Origin of the sequence: Rhizobium sophoriradicis (assembly GCF_025200795.1) — a bacterium.
In the GTDB taxonomy this organism is placed as follows: Bacteria; Pseudomonadota; Alphaproteobacteria; order Rhizobiales; family Rhizobiaceae; genus Rhizobium; species Rhizobium sophoriradicis.
The window spans coordinates 507,889-530,898 of the sequence record NZ_CP104154.1 but is presented as its reverse complement, the minus strand read 5'-3'; the positions used below and the strand labels follow the sequence as shown (position 1 = coordinate 530,898).

General features: G+C 62.1%; 21 protein-coding genes and 1 pseudogene. 14 read left to right on the top strand and 8 right to left on the bottom strand.

The window, feature by feature from the left end; all coding sequences use genetic code 11:
- Position 1: 1 nt before the first annotated feature.
- The 4 genes from N2597_RS28010 (at position 2) to N2597_RS27995 (ending at position 5,082) form a co-directional block, all read left to right on the top strand.
- Positions 2 to 1,111: an ABC transporter ATP-binding protein gene (locus tag N2597_RS28010; RefSeq protein ID WP_106796531.1), complete on the top strand. Its 1,110-nt coding sequence runs from the start codon at positions 2 to 4 to the stop codon at positions 1,109 to 1,111.
- A gap of 18 nt (positions 1,112 to 1,129) precedes the next feature.
- The gene (locus N2597_RS28005) at positions 1,130 to 1,843 is read left to right on the top strand and encodes a DUF624 domain-containing protein (RefSeq protein ID WP_077989075.1); all 714 of its coding nucleotides are present in this window, start codon (positions 1,130 to 1,132) and stop codon (positions 1,841 to 1,843) included.
- Positions 1,844 to 1,879: 36 nt separating this feature from the next.
- Complete coding sequence (locus tag N2597_RS28000; protein WP_086156613.1) at positions 1,880 to 3,154, top strand: ABC transporter substrate-binding protein; 1,275 nt, start codon at positions 1,880 to 1,882, stop codon at positions 3,152 to 3,154.
- Between the two features lie 77 nt (positions 3,155 to 3,231).
- Complete coding sequence (locus N2597_RS27995; RefSeq protein WP_077989073.1) at positions 3,232 to 5,082, top strand: DUF2264 domain-containing protein; 1,851 nt, start codon at positions 3,232 to 3,234, stop codon at positions 5,080 to 5,082.
- A 49-nt stretch (positions 5,083 to 5,131) separates the two neighbouring features.
- On the opposite strand, the gene N2597_RS27990 is transcribed toward N2597_RS27995, so the two are convergent.
- The 5 genes from N2597_RS27990 to N2597_RS27970 all read right to left on the bottom strand — a co-directional run bounded on the left by N2597_RS27990 (position 5,132) and on the right by N2597_RS27970 (position 9,231).
- Positions 5,132 to 7,501: a PAS-domain containing protein gene (locus N2597_RS27990; protein WP_406549801.1), complete on the bottom strand. Its 2,370-nt coding sequence runs from the start codon at positions 7,499 to 7,501 to the stop codon at positions 5,132 to 5,134.
- A gap of 205 nt (positions 7,502 to 7,706) precedes the next feature.
- Positions 7,707 to 8,126 (bottom strand): HD domain-containing protein, encoded by a 420-nt coding sequence (locus N2597_RS27985; RefSeq protein ID WP_009988747.1) that lies wholly within the window; start codon positions 8,124 to 8,126, stop codon positions 7,707 to 7,709.
- A 5-nt stretch (positions 8,127 to 8,131) separates the two neighbouring features.
- Complete coding sequence (locus N2597_RS27980) at positions 8,132 to 8,455, bottom strand: DUF2934 domain-containing protein (RefSeq protein ID WP_040112249.1); 324 nt, start codon at positions 8,453 to 8,455, stop codon at positions 8,132 to 8,134.
- Positions 8,456 to 8,501: 46 nt separating this feature from the next.
- Complete coding sequence (locus N2597_RS27975) at positions 8,502 to 8,858, bottom strand: hypothetical protein (RefSeq protein ID WP_009993000.1); 357 nt, start codon at positions 8,856 to 8,858, stop codon at positions 8,502 to 8,504.
- 82 nt (positions 8,859 to 8,940) lie between these two features.
- Positions 8,941 to 9,231 (bottom strand): hypothetical protein, encoded by a 291-nt coding sequence (locus N2597_RS27970; protein WP_009992999.1) that lies wholly within the window; start codon positions 9,229 to 9,231, stop codon positions 8,941 to 8,943.
- A 349-nt stretch (positions 9,232 to 9,580) separates the two neighbouring features.
- Between N2597_RS27970 and groES the strand changes: the two genes are divergently transcribed.
- From groES to ydiJ, 4 genes are all read left to right on the top strand, one after another.
- Positions 9,581 to 9,895 (top strand): co-chaperone GroES, encoded by a 315-nt coding sequence (gene groES / locus N2597_RS27965; RefSeq protein ID WP_009992998.1) that lies wholly within the window; start codon positions 9,581 to 9,583, stop codon positions 9,893 to 9,895.
- Positions 9,896 to 9,943: 48 nt separating this feature from the next.
- Positions 9,944 to 11,572 (top strand): chaperonin GroEL, encoded by a 1,629-nt coding sequence (gene groL, locus N2597_RS27960; RefSeq protein WP_040141894.1) that lies wholly within the window; start codon positions 9,944 to 9,946, stop codon positions 11,570 to 11,572.
- Positions 11,573 to 11,629: 57 nt separating this feature from the next.
- Positions 11,630 to 11,881 (top strand): hypothetical protein, encoded by a 252-nt coding sequence (locus N2597_RS27955; protein WP_040112253.1) that lies wholly within the window; start codon positions 11,630 to 11,632, stop codon positions 11,879 to 11,881.
- Between the two features lie 361 nt (positions 11,882 to 12,242).
- Positions 12,243 to 15,311: a D-2-hydroxyglutarate dehydrogenase YdiJ gene (ydiJ, locus tag N2597_RS27950; RefSeq protein WP_077989071.1), complete on the top strand. Its 3,069-nt coding sequence runs from the start codon at positions 12,243 to 12,245 to the stop codon at positions 15,309 to 15,311.
- 62 nt (positions 15,312 to 15,373) lie between these two features.
- Here the strand turns inward: ydiJ and N2597_RS27945 are convergent, their stop codons facing one another.
- Both N2597_RS27945 and N2597_RS27940 read right to left on the bottom strand, forming a co-directional pair.
- Positions 15,374 to 16,498, bottom strand: a complete 1,125-nt coding sequence (locus tag N2597_RS27945) for an HPP family protein (RefSeq protein ID WP_183602145.1) — start codon at positions 16,496 to 16,498, stop codon at positions 15,374 to 15,376.
- Positions 16,499 to 16,554: 56 nt separating this feature from the next.
- Entirely contained in the window at positions 16,555 to 17,460 is a 906-nt protein-coding gene (locus N2597_RS27940) for a LysR substrate-binding domain-containing protein (RefSeq protein WP_077989070.1), read from the bottom strand.
- Positions 17,461 to 17,745: 285 nt separating this feature from the next.
- On the opposite strand from N2597_RS27940, the gene N2597_RS27935 reads away from it, so the two are divergent.
- Positions 17,746 to 18,057 (top strand): hypothetical protein, encoded by a 312-nt coding sequence (locus N2597_RS27935; protein WP_009986321.1) that lies wholly within the window; start codon positions 17,746 to 17,748, stop codon positions 18,055 to 18,057.
- A 227-nt stretch (positions 18,058 to 18,284) separates the two neighbouring features.
- Positions 18,285 to 18,485 carry a hypothetical protein gene (locus N2597_RS27930; RefSeq protein ID WP_040112258.1) on the top strand — a complete coding sequence of 67 codons (201 nt, stop codon included), beginning with the start codon at positions 18,285 to 18,287 and terminating at the stop codon, positions 18,483 to 18,485.
- 46 nt (positions 18,486 to 18,531) lie between these two features.
- Here N2597_RS27930 and N2597_RS27925 read toward each other — a convergent pair.
- Positions 18,532 to 18,717, bottom strand: a pseudogene (locus N2597_RS27925) (GNAT family N-acetyltransferase); the annotation flags it as partial.
- A 238-nt stretch (positions 18,718 to 18,955) separates the two neighbouring features.
- Between N2597_RS27925 and argE the strand changes: the two are divergent.
- From argE to N2597_RS27905, 4 genes are all read left to right on the top strand, one after another.
- Complete coding sequence (gene argE, locus N2597_RS27920; RefSeq protein WP_077989069.1) at positions 18,956 to 20,080, top strand: acetylornithine deacetylase; 1,125 nt, start codon at positions 18,956 to 18,958, stop codon at positions 20,078 to 20,080.
- 23 nt (positions 20,081 to 20,103) lie between these two features.
- Positions 20,104 to 21,027: a 2-hydroxyacid dehydrogenase gene (locus tag N2597_RS27915; protein WP_077989068.1), complete on the top strand. Its 924-nt coding sequence runs from the start codon at positions 20,104 to 20,106 to the stop codon at positions 21,025 to 21,027.
- A 38-nt stretch (positions 21,028 to 21,065) separates the two neighbouring features.
- Positions 21,066 to 21,419 (top strand): cupin domain-containing protein, encoded by a 354-nt coding sequence (locus tag N2597_RS27910; protein WP_183602147.1) that lies wholly within the window; start codon positions 21,066 to 21,068, stop codon positions 21,417 to 21,419.
- A 124-nt stretch (positions 21,420 to 21,543) separates the two neighbouring features.
- Positions 21,544 to 23,007 carry an aldehyde dehydrogenase family protein gene (locus N2597_RS27905; protein WP_183602149.1) on the top strand — a complete coding sequence of 488 codons (1,464 nt, stop codon included), beginning with the start codon at positions 21,544 to 21,546 and terminating at the stop codon, positions 23,005 to 23,007.
- Positions 23,008 to 23,010: the final 3 nt, after the last annotated feature.

The following is a 23,010-nucleotide window of genomic DNA, read 5'->3' as shown; positions in this document are numbered from 1 at the left end:
GATGGCCAGCATTTCGCTCAAAGACCTGAACAAGACCTACGGCGCGCTCACCGTCGTCCACGATATCGATCTGGAAATTGCCGACAAGGAATTCATCATCCTGGTCGGCCCCTCCGGCTGCGGCAAATCGACGACGCTCAGGATGATCGCCGGCCTCGAGGAGATCTCGGGAGGAGAGTTGAAGATCGGCGGCGATGTCATGAACGACGTCCCCTCCAAGGATCGGGATATCGCCATGGTCTTCCAGAACTATGCGCTCTACCCGCATATGACCGTCTACAAGAACATGGCCTTCGGTCTGCAGCTGCGCAAAGTGTCGCGCGATTTCATCGACAAGCAGGTGCAGGACGCCGCCAAAATCCTCGACATCACCCATCTCCTGAACCGCAAGCCGAAAGCGCTTTCGGGCGGTCAGCGCCAGCGCGTCGCGCTCGGCCGCGCCATGGTGCGCAACCCGGCCGTCTTCCTGCTCGACGAGCCGCTGTCCAATCTCGACGCCAAGCTGCGCGGCACGATGCGCTCGGAAATCACCAAGCTGCACAAGCGCCTCAACGCCACCTTCATCTACGTCACCCACGACCAGGTGGAAGCCATGACCATGGCCGACCGCATCGTCGTCATGAAGGACGGCCATATCCAGCAGGTCGACACACCGCAGAACCTTTACGACCGCCCCGTCAACATGTTCGTCGCCGCCTTCATCGGCGCGCCGCAGATGAACATGATGCCCTCGATCATTCAGCGCCGGGGCGAGCGCTATGTCGCAATCTTCGACGGCCGCGAGCTGCCGCTGCCTGAGCATTTCGACAAGAGCAGGATCGCTCCTTACGAGGGCCGCGAACTGGTGCTCGGCATCCGCCCGGAGAATTTCCACGAACTGCCGCCGGCCGACATCCCGGCCGAAAATCTGGCGCCGGTTAAGGCAGTGGTCGAGCTTGCCGAGCCGATGGGCTCGGAAGTGCATCTGAACATGGTCGCCGGCGGGCGCAATCTCATCGCCCGCGTATCGCCGCGCTTCCGGCCCGATATCGGCGAGGAGGCGACGCTCGTCGCCGACATGAGCAATGCGCAGCTGTTCGACAAGGAAACCGAACGATCGATTCTCTACTGAGCGCCTGGGGAAACGGCCATGCAGTGGTTGCGGGACATGTGGACAAAGGAGGGGCCGGGCATTCCGAAGGATGCGCCTGTCAAGACCGGCCTTGCCTTGTTCGCCGACATCCTCGCCCGCGAATGGTGGGAGATGGTCAAGCTCAACATCCTGTTCATCCTGGCCTCGCTCTTCGTGGTGACGCTGCCGGCAGCACTCGCCGCCACGGCCCGGGTCTCGGTGGCCTTCGTCGAAGATCGCAACACCTATCTGCTGCGTGATTTCACCGAAGCATTCCTGCGCTATTTCTGGCGGGCCACCGCCTGGGGTCTGGCGCTGACGGGCGTGCTCGCACTCGGCATCTATGCAATCCTCAGCTATGCAGCCGGCGCGCGTGACAACCTGATGCTCGCCGCACCGCTGGCGGTCGCGCTTGTTGCCACCGCCTTTCTTGCGGTCACCGCCTGCCATCTCGTCGTGCTGATGGTCATGCGCGACCTGCCGGCGCTGCGGCTCCTTCGCCTGGCCGCGCTCGCCTCCGTCGCCCGCCCGCTGCCGGCGCTTGCCGCGCTCGCCTTCAACGCTGCCCTGTGGCTGGTGCACATCCTCTTCTATCCGGTTTCCGTGTTCATGCCGGCGACCTTCAATTTTTCATTCGGAATGTTCGCCGTCGCATTCGGCGTCCATCGGGCAGTGGTGTTGGTTCTGGACCTGCCAGAGGCAATGCGGCCGCACCGACACTTCATAAAATAACTGATCCAGAGACGATCCAGGGAAGGAGAAACGGGAATGTATTTGGATAATTTTGGGAGGACGGTGAAACTTGCCGTGGCAGGTTTCACACTGGCGGCGACGACGGCCGGCGCAGCGCTTGCTCAGGACGCCGTGACGCTCAAATGGGCTTTGTGGGACTGGGACAAGACAGCCTATTACAAGCCGCTGATCGAGGCCTATCAGGCCAAGCATCCGAACGTGAAGTTCGAGCCGATGGATCTCGGCTCGCAGGATTACCAGCAGATGATTTCGACGCAGCTGACCGGCGGCTCGAAGGATATCGACATCGTCACCATCAAGGATGTGCCGGGCTATACCAATCTGGTGCGCGCCGGCAATATCGCCGATCTCAGCGGCTTCGTGAAGGATCAGAAGATCGATCCGGCACCCTATGGCGGCCTGATCGAAGAGCTGACCGTCGACGGCAAGATCTATTCCCTGCCGTTCCGCTCCGACTTCTGGATCGTCTATTACAACAAGGACATCTTTGACAAAGCCGGCGTGCCCTACCCCACCAACGACATGACCTGGGCGCAGTTCGACGCAACCGCCGAGAAGCTCGCGGGCGGCATGGGCACCAACAAGACCTATGGCGCGCTGCTGCATACTTGGCGCTCGACCGTCCAGCTGCCCGGCATCCTCGATGGGAAACACACGCTGGTCGATGGCGACTATGCCTTCCTGAAGCCCTGGTACGAGCGGGCCCTCACGCTGCAGAAGGATGGCGCCATCCCCTCCTATGCCTTCCTGAAGACCTCGAACACGCATTATTCGGCGCTCTTCTTCAACGGCACGATCGGCATGCTACCGATGGGCACCTGGTTCGTCGGCACCCAGATCGCCAAGGTCAAATCGGGTGAATCGAAGAGCAAGAACTGGGGCATCGTGAAGTTCCCGCATCCCGATGGCGTGCCGGCCGGCACCACCGCCGCGCAGATTTCGGGCCTGGCGGTCAACGCCAATTCCACCCACAAGGAAGCGGCGCTCGATTTCATCAAGTTCGTCACCGGCCCCGAGGGCGCCGCCGTCATCGCCTCGACCGGCACCTTCCCGGCGCTGAAGACCGCCGACGTCAGCGCCAAGATCGCGTCGACGCCCGGCTTCCCGCAGGATGAAGCCAGCAAGGAAGCGCTGATACCAGCCAAAGCCTATCTGGAAATGGCCGTCAATCCGAACGCCGCCAAGATAGAGGTCGTGCTCAACCGCGCCCATGATGCGATCATGACCGACAATACCTCCGTCGACGACGGGCTGAAGGAAATGACCGAAGGCGTGAAGGCCATCAAGTAAGTCTCGCGAGATACCGGCGGCCGCGGACCAGCACATGGCCCGCGGCCGATCCTGTTTTAGAAAAACCAGAGCAGACAATGATCTACGATCCCAGCAGGGCCAACCCGCTTTCCGGCAACCCCCTGAAGACGCGCGACGATCTGGCAAGGGCCGTCATCAACCTTTTCGAGCCGCTTCTGCCCTATTTCTCCGAAGGCGGCGCCCGCGTGCGCCTTAGTGCTGCCGGCGCGATCTTCGACCAGGCTGCGGCCGATCTCGAAGGATTTGCGCGGCCGCTCTGGGGCATCGTTCCCCTTGCCGCCGGCGGCGGCCATTTCCCGCATTGGGATCTCTATCGGCGCGGGCTGGCAAACGGAACCAATCCCGATCATCCCGAATATTGGGGTGATCTCGCCGATCGCAATCAGCGGCTGGTCGAGCTTGCCGCCGTCGGCTTTTCGCTGGCACTGGTGCCCGAACATATCTGGGAGCCGCTTGCTGACAACGAGAAGAAGACGGTCTCTGCCTATCTTGTCGCCGCGCGGAACCTGGAATTCATCGACAACAACTGGAAATTCTTCCGCGTCCTCATCGATCTCGGGCTGGAGCGTGTCGGTGTGGCGTTCGACCACGGCAAAACCGTCACCTATCTCGACGAAGCCGAGGCTTTTGATCTCGGCGAGGGCTGGTATCGCGACGGACCGGTCAGGCGGGTCGATCACTACATCCCCTTCGCCATGCATTTCTACGGCCTGATCTATGCCGTGCTGGCGCCCGGCGACGAGGCGCGCAAGCAGCGCTTCCGCCATCGCGCCGAAATCTTCGCCCGGGATATCCGCCACTGGTTCGGCCCCGATGGCGCTGCCCTTGCCTTCGGCCGCAGCCAGACCTACCGCTTCGCCGCCGGCGGCTTCTGGGGTGCGCTCGCCTTTGCCGGCCTCGAGGCGCTGCCCTGGGCGGAGATCAAGGGCTACTACATGCGCCATATCCGCTGGTGGTCGGCGCTGCCGATCGCCGACCGCGATGGCATTCTCTCCATAGGCTACGGCTACCCGAACCTTCTGATGAGCGAGAGCTATAACTCTCCCGGCTCGCCTTATTGGGCGCTGAAATTCTTCCTGCCGCTCGCCCTTCCTTACGATCACCCCTTCTGGGCCGCCGAAGAGGCGCCGCAGCCGGAATTCTCGGAGCCGGTGGCTTTGAAGCCGGCCGGCATGGTCGCCATGCACACGCCGGGAAATGTCGTCGTGCTCTCTTCCGGCCAGCAGCACGACAAGATGCGCGGTGCAAACGAGAAATATTCGAAATTCGCCTACTCCACCCGCTATGCCTTCAACATCGAGGCCGACGACCGGAACTTTGTCGCCGCCAGCTTCGACGGCATGCTCGGCCTTTCCGACGACGGCGTTCATTTCCGCATGCGGGAAACCCTCGAAGAAGCGCTGATAGCAGGCGACCGGCTCTATTCGCGCTGGCGCCCCTGGAATGATGTCGCCATCGAGACTTGGCTCATTCCCGCAAACCCCTGGCACATCCGCATTCACCGCATAACCACACCGCGGGCGCTGAGCACCATCGAAGGCGGCTTTGCGATCGAACGCGCCGATTTTAATGTCGACCGATCCGAACAGGCGGAAGGCCGGGCCGTCTGGTACGGGCAAACGGATGTCAGCGCCATCGCGGATCTGTCATCCCGTCCGAGGGCCGGCCACACGATGAGCCCGATCCCCAACACCAACCTTATCCACGCCAAAACCCTGCTGCCGCAGCTGCGCGGCGAACTCGGCCCGGGAACCACCGTGCTGGTCACCGCGGCGATGGCCCTGCCCAGCCGCGAGAACTGGGCCGAGGCGCTGGGCAATCCGCCGGCTAGTCCGGATATTGACGAGCTGGAGCGGCACTTCCTTAAAAACGGCGTGCGCGTGCCGGCATTCGCCCTTAAGCTTTAGGTTTGTATACGCGAAGCGCGGGAGCGAATATGAACGATCTCGACGCGCTTTAGCCCGCCGCACGCAACTCATCGTACACCTCCGCGCCGATCGGAAGCCGGAGGGTGAACGTCGTGCCATTCCCGCGGCTGCTCGTCACCTCGATCGTTCCGCCATGAAGCTCGATGATCTGTTTGACGAGATTGAGGCCGATGCCGGTGCCGGCGATGCCTGTGGAACTTCTGGCGCGGAAGTAACGCTGGAACATCTTCGGTAGGTCGTCGGCATCAATGCCGATGCCCTCGTCGCGCACCGTGATGCAGACGTTGTCACCGTCCTGCCACCCTGTCACGTGAACATTGGGGGAATCCGGCGCGTATTTCACGGCATTTGAGAACAGGTTGCTGAAGACCTGATCGAGCGCGGGGCGATCGCCATAAATGGTCTCAGGAATCCGGTCGAGTTCGAGCAGAAAGCGATGGGACCGCCGGATGCTTTCCTGGCGCGCGCTGCAGGTTTCGATGATTTCGGCAATTGAGCACGGCTTGGGCACGATGGTGATCCGGCCATGATCCAACCGCCCGGCGGCAAGAATGCTTTCCATCAGTTCGAGCATACGGGAAACCGAGCTGCGGATCTGGTCGGTCTTTTCGGCAAGGAATTCCGGTGTCGCCGCCTCCTTGCGGCGAATGAGCCGCTGCGCCGCGCCGTCGATTACCGCCAGCGGGGTACGGAACTCATGCGACGCCATCGAGACGAACTGGCGCTGCAACTCGTTGATGTGCTTTTCCTGTTCGAGCATGCGTTCGAGTTCTTCCGTCTGCCGCGCCAGTTCGACGGTGCGGGAACGCACCATCTCTTCCAGCGTGTCGCGGTGCTGCAGCAATGCCTTCTCGGCACGCTTGGCCTCGGTGACGTCGGCGACGGCCATGAGCGCTGCCGCTTTGCCCTTGTAGTTCAAGCAGGTGGAATAGACGGTGACTTCAATGGCGCCGCCATCTGCCTTGAGGTGGCGCGACGAGCAGGTCGTGGCGGCCGGATCCTCGGCGTCGAAGACGGCCGCCGTTGCCCGGGCGGCGTCCTGCGGCACCTGGATGTCACACAGCGTCATTGTCACAAACTGCTCCAGACGGTAGCCATAGTGATCGATGGCGGCCTGGTTGACATGGAGGAATTTCAGGGTTTCGCGGTCATACACCCACATCGGCATCGGGTTGCCTTCGAACAGCAGCCTGAACGAGGCCTCCTGCATCTTGAGATCGGTGATATCGACTCGGATGCCGACGCTGCCGCCTTCGGAGATCCGGCGTTCCTCGATCCGGATCCACCGGTTTCCGGGCAGGCGCTGCTCGTGGTTGCTGGTGGGCGCGGCATGATGGGCCAGCCGCTCCTCAAGCCATTCGTCTTCGCGCCCAACCGCCTCCGGATACTGGCCGCGTTCGAGGCCTGCACGCAGGCGGTCTTCGAAGCGCATCCCCTTGGCGAGCATATCGCCGCTTTCGGCGTAAAGCTGTTCGTATCGCCGGTTCCACAGGACGAAGCGGTCTTCTGCGTCGAACAGGACGAGGCCTTCCGGGACGACTTCGAAAGCTGCCAGAAGCCGGGCATGCGCCGCCCGCGCCTCCTGCTCGGCGCGTTCTGCCTGGGCGTGCGCCTCTGCAAGGGCTTTTTCAGCAAACCAGGCCTTTGTGATATCCTCATGGGTCGATACCCAGCCGCCCTCCGGCGTCCGCTGATGATAGCCGCGGATGATCCGGCCGGATTTCAGTTCCTTGATCCAATCCTGGGGCACATCGCCCATATTGGTCGCTTCGGCCCAGGCGAGATAGTCCGATGTGGAGGTGGCGGGAACGGCGCCGACCTCCAGTCTGAGATTCAGGATGTCTTCCAGCGACTGTCCAGGGTGGATGACGGCGGGATCGAGTCCATAAACCTCAGCATAGCGATTATTCGAAAGAAGCAGCCGACCGCTTTCGTCGAACAGGCAGACGCCCTGTCCCATGCTGGCAAGCGCCGTTTCGAGTTGCTCGTTGCGCCGCTGCAGTCGCGCCTGCGCGGCGGCGAGCTCGATGTGTCGCTTAATGCGGGCGACGAGCTCAGCGGCGGACACGAGGTTGGAGACACAATCCACCGCACCGGCGGCAAACCCCGCAATCTTGGTCTGCTCGTCCTGAGGCGAGACCAGGATAATCACAGGGATATCACGCGTTACGACGTTTCCCTTGAGACGCCGGCAGTCTTCGAGACCGTCCCCCTCCGGCGACAGAGCGTCGAGCAGGATAAGCTCCGGTAACGGCCGCTTGGCGGCGCATTCATGAAATCCATCTCGATCAAGATGAACGCCGAGCACGATACCGTGTTGATCAAGGCAATCGCCAATTCCGGGCAGGCCCGTCAATGCACCACCCATTGCGGAGATCATGTGCAGCTCGTCGGACAAGACTATTCCCCCGTTCGCCCAAGTAGCCACGACCATAAGTCGTATGAGTTAATAAGCGACTTACCGCTGGTCGGCATGCCGCCGCGGCCTGCTTCATAGTCAGGAAATGGTTAGCGGCTGGCGGCTAGTTCTTGAACTTCGGAAGAGTTTCGCTCGCCGCGCCATAAATTGCGACAGCCTGCGCTGCGTTCGCAGAACGGAACACCTATCGTCCGTTCTCTATATCGCGCACCAGATCGAGGCCGCGTTGATACTTTTCCTTGTCTTTGCCGGTCTGTTCGGCCTGTCGGAGATTGTCTTCGAGGTCGGCCCGCTTGACGGGCAGAGCGAGCGGATTTGCTGCCGCACGCCTGACGAATTCCTCATCCGGCTCGTCGGACCGCCGGGTCAACGCATCCACTGCAGAGATGATCGCCGGCGGGAAGCCTTCCTCTCTCAACCTGTCGAGCGTCCAGCCGCTGCCTCTTTCTGCAACGTCGTGAAGGTAGGCGACGGTTCGCGCCTCGTCGCCCGACACGAGAAGCGCAACCCGCTGACAGTGCTCGAAAAACGGGCGGCCGGTTTTATCCGTCTGGCCATCATGCGCGTCCATAGCGACTTGCATGGCGTGGTCGAGATGCTGCATGACGATTACGGTCCTTCGGTCTCTCTGATCTTTTCTCGGGAAGGCTTCTCCCCCGTGGTTATTTCGATATCCGCCGTCTCCCCGGCATCTTGACCAGACCCGAGGCCTGGCCGGTCGAGATCGCCGCTTTCCCCGGCGCCTTGAAGCAGCGCCGCGTCGTCCCTGTCGTCTTGATCGAGCAGGTCCTGCAGCGTCGCATCCTCGTCCTCACCAGCCAACTCGTCGCAGGCTTGCATCCAATGACGCAGGTCCGCCCCTTCAGGGCGGCCTTCGGCCTCCCAGATTTCGTAGGCCCGCCGGCGTATCTGTTCGTGTTTGTCTGTGGCCATGATCTTCTCCAGTTCCGACCTGACCTCGCGGTTGGTTCGCCGTGTCTTAAGGCGTGTTGATGGTGGGAAGAAAATCCTCCACCTGCTTGCGCTCATTCTTTGAAAGCGTCTCCACCCGCTCCTGCCAGAAGCGTTCAGCCGCCGGCGGATCCTCCTCCCATTGACGAACAGTGGTGATGTTGTCGTCGATCTTGGACCGGCGGCGCCCCCCGAGGCTCAGATACTCTCTCGCGAGTTTCAGGCTCGGAGTTTCAGCGCCGCTGTCTCGATCCAACGTCGAATCCGCATTGCGCCGGGCTGCGTCCGACGCTCTTTGACGATCGGTTTCGGCTCGCTCAGTGTCGAAGGAACGCGCGTCGTCGGTTCCGCTTTCAGGTGGCGTGCTGGTTTTGGGAGTCGTCATGGATCACCTCTAGATGCTGTGATCCATTAACCTTCGCCAGCTGTGAGAGTTCCGCACGCTGGCAATTGTTTGAGAGGGGCAATCAGTGAACGGCCATGCTTACCATGCGATAAGGGTGCATAGCCTCGAACTGCGAGATCATCGCCGTCGCCTCGAGCAATACGCGCTCGGCATTCTCGGGATCGTCCCGGGCGAGTTCGTCGGCGTTGACGCGGATCGCTTCGGCCATGTTGTTCGACAGTACAGCAAAGTGCATATTGCCCTCGACGAGGGCCTCGCGCGCCGTATCCTCCAGCGTACGAGCGATATCGACGAAGATTTCCTCGCGTTCCTCGATACTGAGGTCTTTGATAATATTGGTCTTCTCTTCCATGTCACTCACTCCTAAAGACGTGGGACGGTGATCGAGCTCATCGAGCCTCGATCGCCTGAGAGCTAGGAACGCCGAAATCCGGATTCAAGCCGGAACAGTTTTGAACTCGTCTTATCAGACGAGGGGACGACCATCGTCATTAGCCCGAACGCAGGAGCCGGCCTTCGGTTCCCCGGCGCCATTAGCAGTCACCGGCAGAGAGTGCTAATTTTTCTGCGTCGCCCCTTGAAATCGAAAAACCATCGAACCAGATCAATCGCGCAAGGCGCGCGACCTTGCACCCGTCCGGACTGGTCATCAGGTCCGGTCTGGCGAACAACGTCATCATTGTTTGTCGATGGAGGAAGACATGTCGTTCCGACCGCTTCATGACCGTATTCTCGTCCGCCGCGTCGATTCCGAGGAAAAGACCAAGGGCGGTATCATCATTCCCGACACCGCCAAGGAAAAGCCGCAGGAAGGCGAGGTCATCGCCGTCGGCCCCGGCGCGCGCGATGATGCTGGCCAGGTCCAGCCGCTCGACGTCAAGGTCGGCGACCGCATCCTGTTCGGCAAGTGGTCCGGCACCGAGATCAAGATCAATGGCGAAGACCTGCTGATCATGAAGGAGAGCGACGTGATGGGTATCATCGAAGCCCAGAGCGAAGGAAAGCAGGCCGCCTGAGACCCTCAGGACGTGGTCAATGCTAGCTGCCTATGAAGGAGTGAGGACATGGCTGCTAAAGAAGTCAAATTCAACGTCGAAGCCCGTGAGAAGCTGCTGCGCGGCGTCGACATCCTGGCCAACGCCGTGAAGGTAACGCTTGGCCCGAAGGGCCGCAACGTCGTGATCGACAAATCCTTCGGCGCGCCGCGCATCACCAAGGACGGCGTTTCCGTCGCCAAGGAAATCGAACTTGAAGACAAGTTCGAAAACATGGGCGCTCAGATGGTCCGCGAAGTGGCTTCGAAGACCAGCGACATCGCCGGCGACGGTACCACGACTGCGACCGTTCTCGCCCAGGCGATCGTCAAGGAGGGCGCCAAGGCCGTTACCTCAGGCATGAACCCGATGGACCTGAAGCGCGGCATCGATCTCGCCGTCACCGCTATCGTCGCGGAACTGAAGGCCAACGCCCGTAGTATCTCCAACAATTCCGAAATTGCCCAGGTCGGCACTATTTCAGCCAACGGTGATTCCGAGATCGGCCGCTTCCTGGCGGAGGCGATGGAAAAGGTCGGCAATGACGGCGTCATCACGGTTGAAGAAGCCAAGACCGCCGAAACCGAACTCGAAGTCGTCGAAGGCATGCAGTTCGACCGCGGCTATCTCAGCCCCTATTTCGTCACCAATGCCGACAAGATGCGGGTCGAGTTCGAGGATCCCTATATCCTGATCCACGAGAAGAAACTGTCGAACCTGCAGTCGATGCTCCCGATCCTCGAAGCCGTCGTCCAGTCCGGCAAGCCGCTTCTCATCATCGCCGAAGACGTGGAAGGCGAAGCGCTTGCAACGCTCGTCGTCAACAAGCTGCGCGGCGGCCTGAAGATCGCTGCCGTCAAGGCCCCTGGCTTCGGCGACCGCCGCAAGGCGATGCTCGAAGACATCGCCGTGCTCACTGCCGGCACTGTCATCTCCGAAGACCTCGGCATCAAGCTCGAATCGGTCACGCTCGACATGCTCGGCCGCGCCAAGAAAGTGTCGGTCGAGAAGGAGAACACCACGATCGTCGACGGTTCGGGCGCCAAGTCCGACATCGAAGGCCGGATTGCCCAGATCAAGGCGCAGATCGAAGAGACCACCTCTGACTACGACCGCGAGAAGCTGCAGGAACGTCTTGCCAAGCTCGCCGGCGGCGTTGCCGTCATCCGCGTCGGCGGCTCGACGGAGGTCGAAGTGAAGGAAAAGAAGGACCGCGTCGACGATGCACTTCACGCAACCCGCGCGGCGGTCGAGGAAGGCATCCTGCCGGGCGGCGGCGTGGCGCTGCTGCGCACCGTCAAGGCGCTTGAAAAAGTCCAGACCGCCAATGCCGACCAGCGCGTCGGCGTCGAGATCGTTCGCCGCGCACTCGAGGCGCCGGCTCGCCAGATCGCCGAGAACGCCGGTGCGGAGGGCTCGGTGGTCGTCGGCAAGCTGCGCGAGAAAAGCGAGTTCTCCTATGGCTGGAACGCGCAGACGGACGAATATGGCGACCTTTATGCGCAGGGCGTCATCGATCCGGCCAAGGTCGTTCGCACCGCCCTTCAGGACGCGGCCTCCATCGCTGGTCTTCTCGTGACGACGGAAGCCATGGTCGCCGAGAAGCCGAAGAAGGATGCCGCTCCGCCATTGCCCCCCGGTGCCGGCATGGATTTCTGACAGATGACAGATAGGCCCGCACGCTCTGCCGGGCGGGCCTTTTTCGAGGGAATGAAAATGGTTCAAACGATCCTAAACCGATCGCAGGTGCCGCTGGACTCCCGCGATCTGGCAACCTGCCAGCAAGTCTTCGACAAGCTCCGCACCGACTACGGGGTGGCAAGGGACAGCGACGAAGCCGAACGAATGGCGAGCATCATCATCGAGCTCTACCGGCAGGGCGTACGCGACCCCAACCACCTGCAATCGATGGTCGAGGCGGCCCGCGGGCTCTTCGAAACGCGCCAGGAGGCGCCGGCTGCGGGGTGACCCCATAGAGCAAGACGCTTAGGTCATTTATATGGGCCGCCGCTGACGAGAGCTTCCTCGGGTGCGGCGGCCATAGCGTTCCTTAGCCTCAGCACAAACCATTCGGCGCGGTCGACAAGCGCGATCCGGGCATCGTCTTATCGGTGATTCAAGAGCTCACGGTCTTCAATCCAACGTCATCGCCGATCATTTCGCTCCGATCCTTTGAAGCTTCACTCATGATCGGGCATCGCCATCACAGCGACGCCTGCCCATCAGACGCGGGATCGAGATTTCCTCGGATAGCCTTTCGGAAAATCGATTCCGATTTAAGAGCCGATGCGCTAGTGACAAGGCTCGAGTGCATTCTGAAGGTTTCGAAATGATTCCACGCCTCCAATCGAGGGATTCCATCCCTCTTCCAGCCGCGGGGTTTTTCCAGCGGCTCGTCGAGGCGGGGTTCGACGGCGATATCGAGACCGGTGCGGCGAGCCGAACCGTATTTTCAACCGACAATTCCATCTACCAAGTCGCTCCGGGCGGCATTCTTTTTCCGAGGAGCGTCGAAGACCTGCAGGTCGTGGCGACCGTGCTGTCGGGACCGGCCTTCCAGGAGATCAGCATCGCGCCGCGCGGCGGCGGCACCGGCACAAACGGTCAATCCCTGACATCCGGCGTCGTGGTGGACTGTTCGCGCCATATGAAATCCATTCTCGATATCGATCCCGTCCGAAGGATCGCGCGTGTCCAGGCGGGCGTCGTCAAGGATGAGCTGAACCGAGCCCTGAAGCCCTACGGCCTGTTCTTCGCGCCCGAACTTTCCACCTCCAACCGCGCCACCATCGGCGGCATGATCTCCACCGATGCCTGCGGCCAGGGTTCATGCCTCTACGGCAAGACCAGCAACCACGTCCTCGGATTGCGTATCGTCCTGATGGACGGGTCCGATTTTTGGTCGCGCCCGATCGACGCAGAGGCGTACGCGAGGGTTGCCGCGCGCGAGGACCGCGTCGGCGATATCCACAGGACGGTCGAACGGATCGCGCGGGAGAAGCACGAGCGGATCGCCGAGATCTTTCCGAAGCTTAACCGCTACATGACCGGCTACGACCTCGCCCATATCAGGCGTGACGACGGACGCTTCGACCTCAATGCCGTTCTTAGCGGCTCGGAGGGAACGCTGGCGATGATCGCCGAAGCAGAACTCAACCTTCTGCCGATCCCCGCCCATGCAGCGCTGATCAACATCCGCTACGGCGATTTCAACACCGCCCTGGAGGACGCGCGCAATCTCGTGGCGCTGAAGGTCGCCTCGGTGGAAACGGTCGACGAGAAAGTGCTCGGCCTCGCGAAAGGCGATATCGTCTGGACCGGCATTGCCCGCTTCTTTCCCGACGATCCGAGCATTGCGACCAATGGCATCAACATCGCCGAAGTGCTGGCCGATAATGAAGACGAACTCGAGCGCAAGCTTGCGGAGGTGACCGCCGCGCTCGACACGGGCGCGAATGCCCGCCATGCCGGTTATACGATCGCCCGGGGCCATGCCGATGTCGAGGCGATCTGGTCGATGCGCAAGCGCGCGGTGGGCCTGCTCGGTAATGTGGAAGGGCCGGTCAGGCCGGTCGCTTTCGTCGAGGATACGGCCGTGCCGCCGGAGAATTTGGCGGCCTATATTCGCGAGTTCCGCGCGCTTCTCGATGGCGCCGGTCTCTCCTACGGCATGTTCGGCCATGTCGATGCCGGCGTCCTGCACGTGCGGCCGGCACTGGACCTCACCCGCGCTGATCACGTCCGGCTGATTCGAGAGGTCAGCGACGCCGTGGTGGCGCTGACCCGCAAATATGGCGGAGTGCTCTGGGGCGAACATGGCAAGGGCGTGCGTTCGGAATATGTGCCGGAGTTTTTCGGCGATCTTTATCCCAGCCTGCAGGAAATCAAGAGGGCTTTCGATCCTGAAAATCGGCTCAATCCCGGCAAGATCGCAACCCCTTCCACGGGAGCGCTGACGAAGATCGACGAAGTCCCGCTGCGGGGAGATACCGACCGCATCATCGGCAACGAGATCCGCTCTGCCTTCGACAACGCCGCCTATTGCAACGGCAACGGCGCCTGTTTCGATTTCGACGAGACGAGCCCGATGTGCCCCTCCTACAAGGCGACGCGCGACCGGCGCTTTTCGCCCAAAGGCCGTGCCGCCCTAATGCGGGAATGGCTAAGGCTGCTTGCCGAGGAGGGCATCGATGCCCGCCAGGAGGCGATGCGCCTGCGGCGGAGCATTCCGCTCGCCAGCCTGGCGCGGCGCGCCTTCAATTCGCTGAACCCGGCAAATCGGAACGACTTTTCCCACGAGGTGCGCGCGGCGATGGACACGTGTCTGGCCTGCAAGGCCTGCGCGGGGCAGTGTCCGGTGAAGGTCAGCGTGCCAGCCTTCCGCTCGAAATTCCTGGAACTCTATTATGGACGCTATCTGCGTCCGCTGAAGGACCCGCTGGTCGCCGCGATCGAAACCACCCTGCCGTTCGTCCGGCGCATTCGGCCTGCCTATAACCTGGTCGTGGGCACGCGCGCCGGCAGAACGATGATGCGTGTCGCCGGACTAACCTCCCTGCCGCATCTGCCGCGAATCTCGCTCGCCAGGGAAGCCGCCCGCCTCGGCGTACCGCTTGCGACGCCCCATTCGATCGAAGCCCTGTCGCCGCAGGAGAGGCAGCGGAGCGTGGTTTTCGTCGCCGACACCTTTACCGCCTATTTCGATCCCGATGTCGCCCTCGCGGCCATCGGGCTCGCCCGCAAAATGGGACTGACGCCGCTTCTTGCGGCGTCCCACGTCAATGGCAAAGCCCTGCATGTTCATGGCTATCTCGGACGCTTCGAGGCTGCGGCCAAGCGGACAGCGCGCTACCTCCAGCGACTGGATGAAACGGGCGTGGCACTCGTCGGACTCGATCCGTCCATGACGCTCGCCTTCCGCAGCGAATACAAGGGATTGCTGAAGGCGACGGTGCTGCTCCCACAGGAATGGCTCGCCGCCAACCTCGACCGGCTGACCGCTTCGCCTTCTGCCATCAAGGGCAGTAGCTTCCGATTGATGGCCCATTGCACCGAACGCACCAATGCGCCGGCCTCCGTCGCACAATGGCAAAAAGTGTTCGACAGCCTCGGCGTCGATCTTCAGGCGGCGCAAACCGGTTGCTGCGGCATGGCCGGCACCTTCGGACACGAGGCCCGCAACCGGCCGCTCGCGGAGCGCCTTTATGCGCTGAGCTGGAAGCCGGAGCTCGACGCGGCTGGCGACTCCGATATCCTCATGGCGACAGGATATTCATGCCGCTCCCAGGTGAAGGAAATCGACGGCAGGCGGATGCCGCATCCGCTCGAAGTCATCGCCGGGATAGTGTCGGAAAAGGCCGAAATCCCACAGTCACACACGACAGCTCCACGGGGCTGACGACGAAGGCATGTCGCCTGTGAAGCAAAGACCGGCCGGCGATAGCCGAGCCGCTTCGTGACTCACGCCACGGCCGCGATCGCGGTGCTATCGTTCGGCAGCAGCCGCGCGACGGCGCTCAGCAGATCGGTCTGCGATATCAGGCCGAGGATCCGGTGGTCATCATCGACAACGATGACCGCATGTGTACGCCCATCCGTCAAAACGGGCAGCAGCGACAGAGCAGCATCCGATGGCCTCGCCACCGCCGGCTTCGAGATTGCATGCGCAATTGTATCGCCGCTCGTAAACAATTCCCGCAGGCCGACGGTGCCGATAAGGCGACCCTCCGGATCCTTCACCGGCAAGGTGCGGATGTTGTGCTTCAGCAGAAGATGCCGGGCAGCATCCGGTTCCGACATGTCGCCGATGGCAATGACGTCACGCGACATGATATCGGCACAGCTGATCTTGTCGTTCGAGCGAATGGCCGCCTGCAGCTCGACCTGCTGCAGCAGCCGGCCGAGATCTGCCCGATCGATATCGAAGGTTTCATCGAGCGCTTCGAGGGCGGCGTCGACATCCTCCTCGCGAAAGCCCACCCGCACGGCAGATGGCGGGTCGACCGTCTGATGGGTATTCTCCGCCGGCTTGGGCACGACATGCGGATAATTCCGCCTGGAAAGCTTGTGGAACAGCAGGCCAAGTGCAACGAGAATGCAGGAGTTCAAGGCGACGGGCACGAAGGGAAAGAGGAAGCCCCAGCCGGCAACGACCGGACCGCCGAGCACCGCGGTCAGCGCCGCAGCCCCTCCCGGCGGATGGAGCGAGCGCGTGAACGACATCGCGCCGATTGCCAGTGAAACTCCGACGCCGGTTGCGATGATCGGGTCGCGAATGAAAAATGCGGCAATGATGCCCATCATGGCGGAAATGGTATTGCCGCCGATAATCGACCATGGCTGCGCCAGCGGGCTTGCCGGCACCGCAAAAAGCAGCACCGCCGAGGCGCCCATCGGCGCCACGATCAAGGGTAGATGCGGTCCCTGGCCGAACAGATAGCCGCTGATGACGCCGGTGAGACCGATGCCCAGCAACGCGCCGAAACAGGCGATCAACCGTTCTCGTAAAGTCGCACCCGCCAGGATGGGCGAAAACAGGCGGAATCGGCGAAAACCGCTCGCCTTCGGGGAAATGGGATATTGCATGCGAAGACCAATTATAAGCGAGGATTGTCTGGCGGGCGAAGGGGAAGACAGAGAAACTAGTTTGTCGCCAGCCGGATGTCTCTGCCCTTTTTAGCGCTGAGGACTTCGTGGAAGGCGCTGAAGGCGCTGGGGCGGTTATCCCTACGGTAAACCAGCAGCGTCTCGACTGGGCCGAGCTGATGGGTCTGGACAGCGGTCGGCCAGTGCATGAGGTCGAGCACGGATTTCGGCATGACACCCGCGGTATTGCCGGTCGCAACGCTCGCCAGGATCGCGTGGTAGGAGCCGAGCTCGCTCGTCGGCAGAGCGCTCGAATTGCGCGCCCAGCTTTCGGCAATCCTGCGATAGGTGCAGCCTGGCTCCAAAGCCGCGAGCGCTCCGACACGCAGGTCGGCAGCGGATTTGATGGCGGGATGTCCTGACGGCAGCACGATCAACAGATCTTCGACGAAGACAGTCTCCATCTCCAGCGCCTTGAGTTCGGCATCGAAATCCAGGTCATCCTCGCGCATCGTCTTCGGCGGCCGGGCGATCAAGGCGCAGTCCAGTGCGTCGGCCAGAACATCGCGGGCGAGATCGCGCGACGCGCCCATCGTCAGATGCAGTGACACATCAGGCCACATCCGGTTGAATTGCGTCAGCGCAGCCGGCAGGCGGCTTGCCGCCGTGCTCTCCATCGTGCCGACCCGCAATGTTCCCGATGGGGCAAGAGGCCGCACGGCTTGGCGCGCTTCCAGCGCAAGCGCCATAAGCCGGTTGGCGTAGGTGAGAAACGCCTCGCCCTCCCGCGTCAACGTCATCTTCTTGCCGTCACGGCTGAAGAGGGAAGCGCCGAGGTCTTCCTCCAACTGCTGAATACGTGTCGTCACGTTCGACGGCACCCGCCCGACGGCTTTGGCAGCCTTTGTAACGCTGCGGTCGCTGGCGACGGCGAGAAATATCTCGATCGAGGAAAGGTCCAAAGAAAATCTCTTTTTCAGAATTTAGGTGATTTATCATTCTCTATATAAAAATGATTGCATCCGCTCAAGCAGGTTTCTGCGTCGCACAGTTCCGCCTCGTCATCCCGGCTTGCCGGGCTGCATGCGCGCTATTCAGCGCGTGGACAAGCCGGCGACTGCCGAAAAAAGGATCGCGCCGCCGCTGAAATAGCCATAGACGCCGCGGCCTCGCCTCTGTGGCGGGCAATTGCGGCTGGCATGGCGTTTGCATCTGTACGCTATCTGCAGAGCGATCGTCGACGACCCATGTTGCACCTTGTCTTCACCTGTCTTCTCCTAAGCGTCGCTTCAGGCCTGAGCATGCGGCGTTTTCTCCTGCCGTATTTTTCTGGCGGCGATCTCGCCGAGAAATCCGCTCCCGTCACGATCGTCGCAACTGCGGTCTTTCTGGCGGCAGTCGCCTTCACCCTCTCCGATCAGGATCTTTGGGCGAAATCGGTCATCCTGATGCTCTGCCTTTCGCTGGCGGCAATGTTCGACGACGCCAGACCCAGGCTCACCATCAGCCTTTCCGCCATCTGCCTGGGCGCTTATCTCGGGCTGCGCACGATCAACTGAGGATCCGCTCGGCCTCGGGCGACAGGCGGACGGCGACGACGCCTTTGGGAAAGTCGTTCTCGTTCCATCATGCGGCTCGCAGAGCCCCCGCAAACAGATCGTGCTCATTCATGTCGTGGAGCACGATTTTGACTAATCCTAAAAGGATCTTCGTAGAAGAATAATTTTGCAATATCATTCTCCTCTTCTGAATATTTGCCGGAGCAGACCGCTTAGGAGAGAGGGCGATGATAGGCAACGACAATGGAAAGATCTGGTCGCAGTGGTATGCGTGGCATCCCGTACTGCCGATCGACGACACGGTGTTCTGGCTCGAGACCGTATATCGGCGAGAGACTGCTGAGGGTTCCTGGCAATATCGCTCGTTCAGACCCGAGTGCGAACGCATTCAGGATCTGGCATCGCTGCCCCTCTGTCCCGGCGCTTAATTCACCCGAGCGCCTGGCTGACGAGCGCATAGGTTTTCGACTCGTGAAGAGAGAAGGCCGCGATCCGGCCGGCGCGGATCAGCAGCACCCTTGGAATTTTTAAGGAGCCGGCAAGAAGCAGCGTGCGATCCTTGCCGAAGGCCATTCGATCCAAAGCGGCGATCGCCGTCAGATCATCGGCTTCCACGGCCCGTAAAGCGGCACCTGGCGACAGTTCCACATCCGGCGGCAACCCGGGCAAGCCCCAGGGAAAGCTACCCATGGAAACTCCTCGTCAAGACTAGGACGGATTGCGCGATACAATTGACTGACGAAGCCCGTGCAAACACAACAATCGACCAAATCCGGCGCACTTTCGGCAAATAAAGCCAGGGCAGGTCTCTACAGTCGTTGACCAGCCGCGATAGGCCCAACGGCACCATTGACCGCAAAGCCCGATCGCCTCGATATTTCCCGCCGTGAGGACGCCCATGCAGGCAACTGATATTCTGGAAAGGCTCGTTGGTTTCCCCTCCGTCGTCGGAACACCGAACGGCGAGATCGTCGCCTGGATCCGGCACTATCTGCAAAGTCACGGCATCGCCGCCGTAGAGCTTCTGGGCCCCGAGGGTGACCGTTCGAACCTGTTTGCAACAATCGGTCCGAACGAAGTGCCGGGTTATATTCTCTCCGGCCATATGGACGTGGTTCCGGCCGCCGAGGCCGGCTGGAGTAGCGATCCCTTCCGCCTGCGCGCCGAAGCGGATCGCTTCTACGGCCGCGGCACTACCGATATGAAAGGCTTCCTGGCCGCCGTTCTTGCTGCCGTTCCGACGCTCGCATCAATGCGGCTCCGCCGGCCCATCCACCTCGCCTTTTCCTACGATGAGGAGGCCGGCTGCCGCGGCGCCCCGCACATGATCGCCCGCCTGCCGGAACTCTGTAGGCCTCCGCTTGGCGCGATCATCGGCGAGCCGAGCAACATGCGGGCAATCCGCGCCCACAAGGGCAAGGCCGCCGCCCGACTGACGGTCAGGGGCCGGTCCGGCCATTCCTCCCGCCCGGACCAGGGACTGAACGCGATCCACGCCATGTGCAGCGTCCTGGCTTGCGCCAATGCCGAAGCAGTGCGGCTGACACACGGTCCATTCGAAGATGTGTTCGAGCCACCCTACTCATCTCTTCAGGTCGGCACGTTGAAGGGCGGCCAGGCGGTCAACGTCATCCCCGATACCTGCGAGGCCGAGTTCGAAGCGAGAGCCATTTCCGGCGTCGATCCGGCCATTCTGCTGGCGCCGCTGCGCGCGGCGGCCGAGGCGCTGCCGCATCGCGGCTTCGAGGTCGAATGGCGCGAACTCAGCGCCTATCCGGCACTTTCGCTTGCCGCCGATGCGCCGCTTGCGCACCTGCTTGGCGAACTGACCGGCATCGAACCGCTCTCCGCCGTCAGCTACGGCACCGAAGCCGGCCTTTTCCAGCGCGCCGGCATCGATGCGATCATCTGCGGGCCGGGCGATATCGGCCGGGCCCACAAGCCGGACGAGTTCATTCACGGCAGCGAACTCCTGGCCTGCCAGGCAATGGTCGAAGCGCTCGCCCGCCGCTGCACCGCCTGACTTGAGATCAAGGAGCCGATGCAATGACCTTTCTCTTCAATTCCGACGCGAAGCGCGGGACCATATTCGCCGAAGCCTTCGCACGCGAACTGCCCGACATCGCCTTTTCCATGGACCCGGCATCCGTCGAACCGGAGGCTGTGCGTTACCTGATCACCTGGACCGTACCCGAGGATCTCGCGCGCTATCGCAATCTCGAAATCCTGTTCTCGATCGGCGCCGGCATCGACCAGTTCCGCATCGATACCGTGCCTGCGCGGGTCAAAGTGGTGCGGATGGTCGAGGAAGGCATCGTAAGGATGATGCAGGAATATGCGACACTCGCCGTCCTTGCGCTCCATCGCGACCTGCCGGCCTATCTCGACCAGCAGCGGCGCGGGATCTGGCAGCCGATCAAACCGGTACAGGCCGCACAACGCCGCATTGGCGTGCTTGGGCTCGGCATGCTTGGAAGCGCAGTGCTCGAACGTCTGCAACCCTTCGGCTTCCCACTTTCCGGCTGGAGCCGCAGTCCACGCGCGATCGGCGGCGTGCGCTGCCTTAGCGGCAGCGAGGGTCTCGACACCCTGCTTGCAACCACCGACATTCTCGTCTGCCTGCTGCCGCTGACGGAGGAAACGCGCGGCTTCCTGAATGCCGAGCTCTTCGCAAGGCTGCCGGCCGGCGCTGCGCTCGTCCATGTCGGCCGCGGCGCGCAGCTTGATCATCAGGCGCTCGTCAATGCCCTCAATACCGGGCATCTCTCCGGCGCCGTCGTCGATGTCACCGATCCGGAGCCCCTGCCTGCGGGTCACGTCTTCTGGAACCATCCGCAGATCCTGCTGACGCCGCACATTGCCAGCGTCACCCAAGCCGAAACGGCCGCGGCGGCGGTGATCGACAATATCAAGCGGCACCGGGCGGGCCTCGATCCGATCGGGCTCATCGACCGCAGCCGCGGCTACTGATTCATCCCGTTCAAACGTAAACCCCGGAAAGGAAAGCCATGTCCCTGCTCAAGACGATCGACACCAACCCATCCCAGGCGCCGCGCGAGTCCGCCCCCCTTGCCGAGCGCATGATCTCAGGCAGTCCCACCTTCAAGACCTGGGCGCAGGACGTCGCCCGCGCAGAGACGGTTCATACCGGCGTATGGGAGGCAACGCCCGGCGAGACGCGTTCGATCAAAGGCGAAACGTTCGAGTTCTGCCATATCCTTTCCGGCCTGGTCGAACTCACGCCCGAAGGCGGCGATCCGGTGGTCTACAAGGCCGGCGACAGTTTCGTGATGAAACCTGGCTTCGTCGGCGTCTGGAAGACGATCGAGACGGTGCGCAAGATTTACGTGACCGTCACGTGACGCCGTAGAATTGACTGGAGGCGGCGGCGAAAACGCAATTTTTCGCCGCCTCGGCACCTCCGGTCGATGCATGCTGCTCGCTTTCCCCGGTTAGGCTTGTGTTAGCCCATTCCGAGGACATGCGATGACACTCAGCTTCGACCCAAACACGATTTCCTTGCCCGTAGGACATTTCATCGGCGGCCAGCTGGTTCCGGCCGAAGCCGTCATCGACATGCATCGGCCGTCCGACGGCAAAGCCTATGCGGGCTGCCCGCTTGCCGACGAGGCCCTTGTCGACCACGCCGTCGAGACGGCGGGAAAAGCATTGAACAGCAGCAACTGGGGCGGCGTGCGGCCGCGCGAGCGCACCAAGACGCTGCAGCGCTGGGCGGACCTGATCGAAGCCGAGGCGGAGACCCTCGCCAAGCTCGAAGCGCTCTCCTCGACCCGCCCCGTCGGCCAGCTCATCGCCGGCGATATCGCCGTCACCGCCGAGCAGATCCGCTTCTTCGCCGAATTCGCCGATAAGGAAGGCAGCGATCTCGTCCCGACCGACGACGAAAATTTCGGCATGATCGTGACGGAGCCCTACGGCGTCGTCGGCGCGATCACGCCGTGGAATTTTCCATTGTCGATGGCAGGGTGGAAACTTGCCCCGGCGTTGGCGGCGGGCAATGCGGTGGTGTTGAAGCCATCGGAGATGACACCATTTTCGACGCTCTACCTTGCCGAACTTTCGGTGCGGGCTGGCCTGCCCGCCGGCCTCGTCAACGTCGTCCTCGGCGACGGTCCGACCACCGGAACCGCCATCACCGGACATCCGGGAATTTCCAAGGTCAGCTTCACCGGCTCGACCGCGGCCGGCGCGGCGATCATGGCCAATATTGCCCGGACCGGGGTGAAGCCGATGACGCTGGAACTCGGCGGCAAGAGCCCGCAGCTGGTCTTCGCCGATGCCGATCTCGAACTCGCCGCAGGCGCCATCGCCGGCAGCATCTTGTCCAATGCCGGCCAGGCCTGCGTTTGCGGATCCCGCCTCATCGTCGAGGCAAAGGTGGCGGAAGCGCTCGCAGCCGCACTTCTCGCGAGGTTGGCGGCAATCCGTCCCGGTCCCACCTGGGAGGAAACGACCGACTATTCGCCCGTCATCTCAGAACGCCAGATCGCCCGCATGGATGGCATAATCCGCGCCGCGATCGAGGGCGGTGCCGAATGCCTCACGGGCGGCGGCCGGCTCGACCGCGAAGGTTATTTCTACGCGCCGACGCTGATGTCAGGTGTGACGGCAACATCGCCCGCGGTTCTGGAAGAAATCTTTGGACCGGTGCTGACCATCCAGACTTTCGAGGATGAGGAGGAGGCGCTGAGGCTGGCCGACCATCCATCTTATGGGCTGGCCGCCGGCCTCTTCACCCGCGATCTCTCGCGCGCGATCCGCCTCACTCGCCGCCTGCAGGCCGGCACCGTCTGGGTCAACCGCTACGGCCGCTCGCGCGACCATATCCTGCCGACCGGCGGCTACAAACAGTCGGGCATCGGCAAGGATCTCGGCCGCGAAGCCTATCACGCCAACCGCAAGAGCAAGAGCGTGCTCATCAGCCTTTAAGGA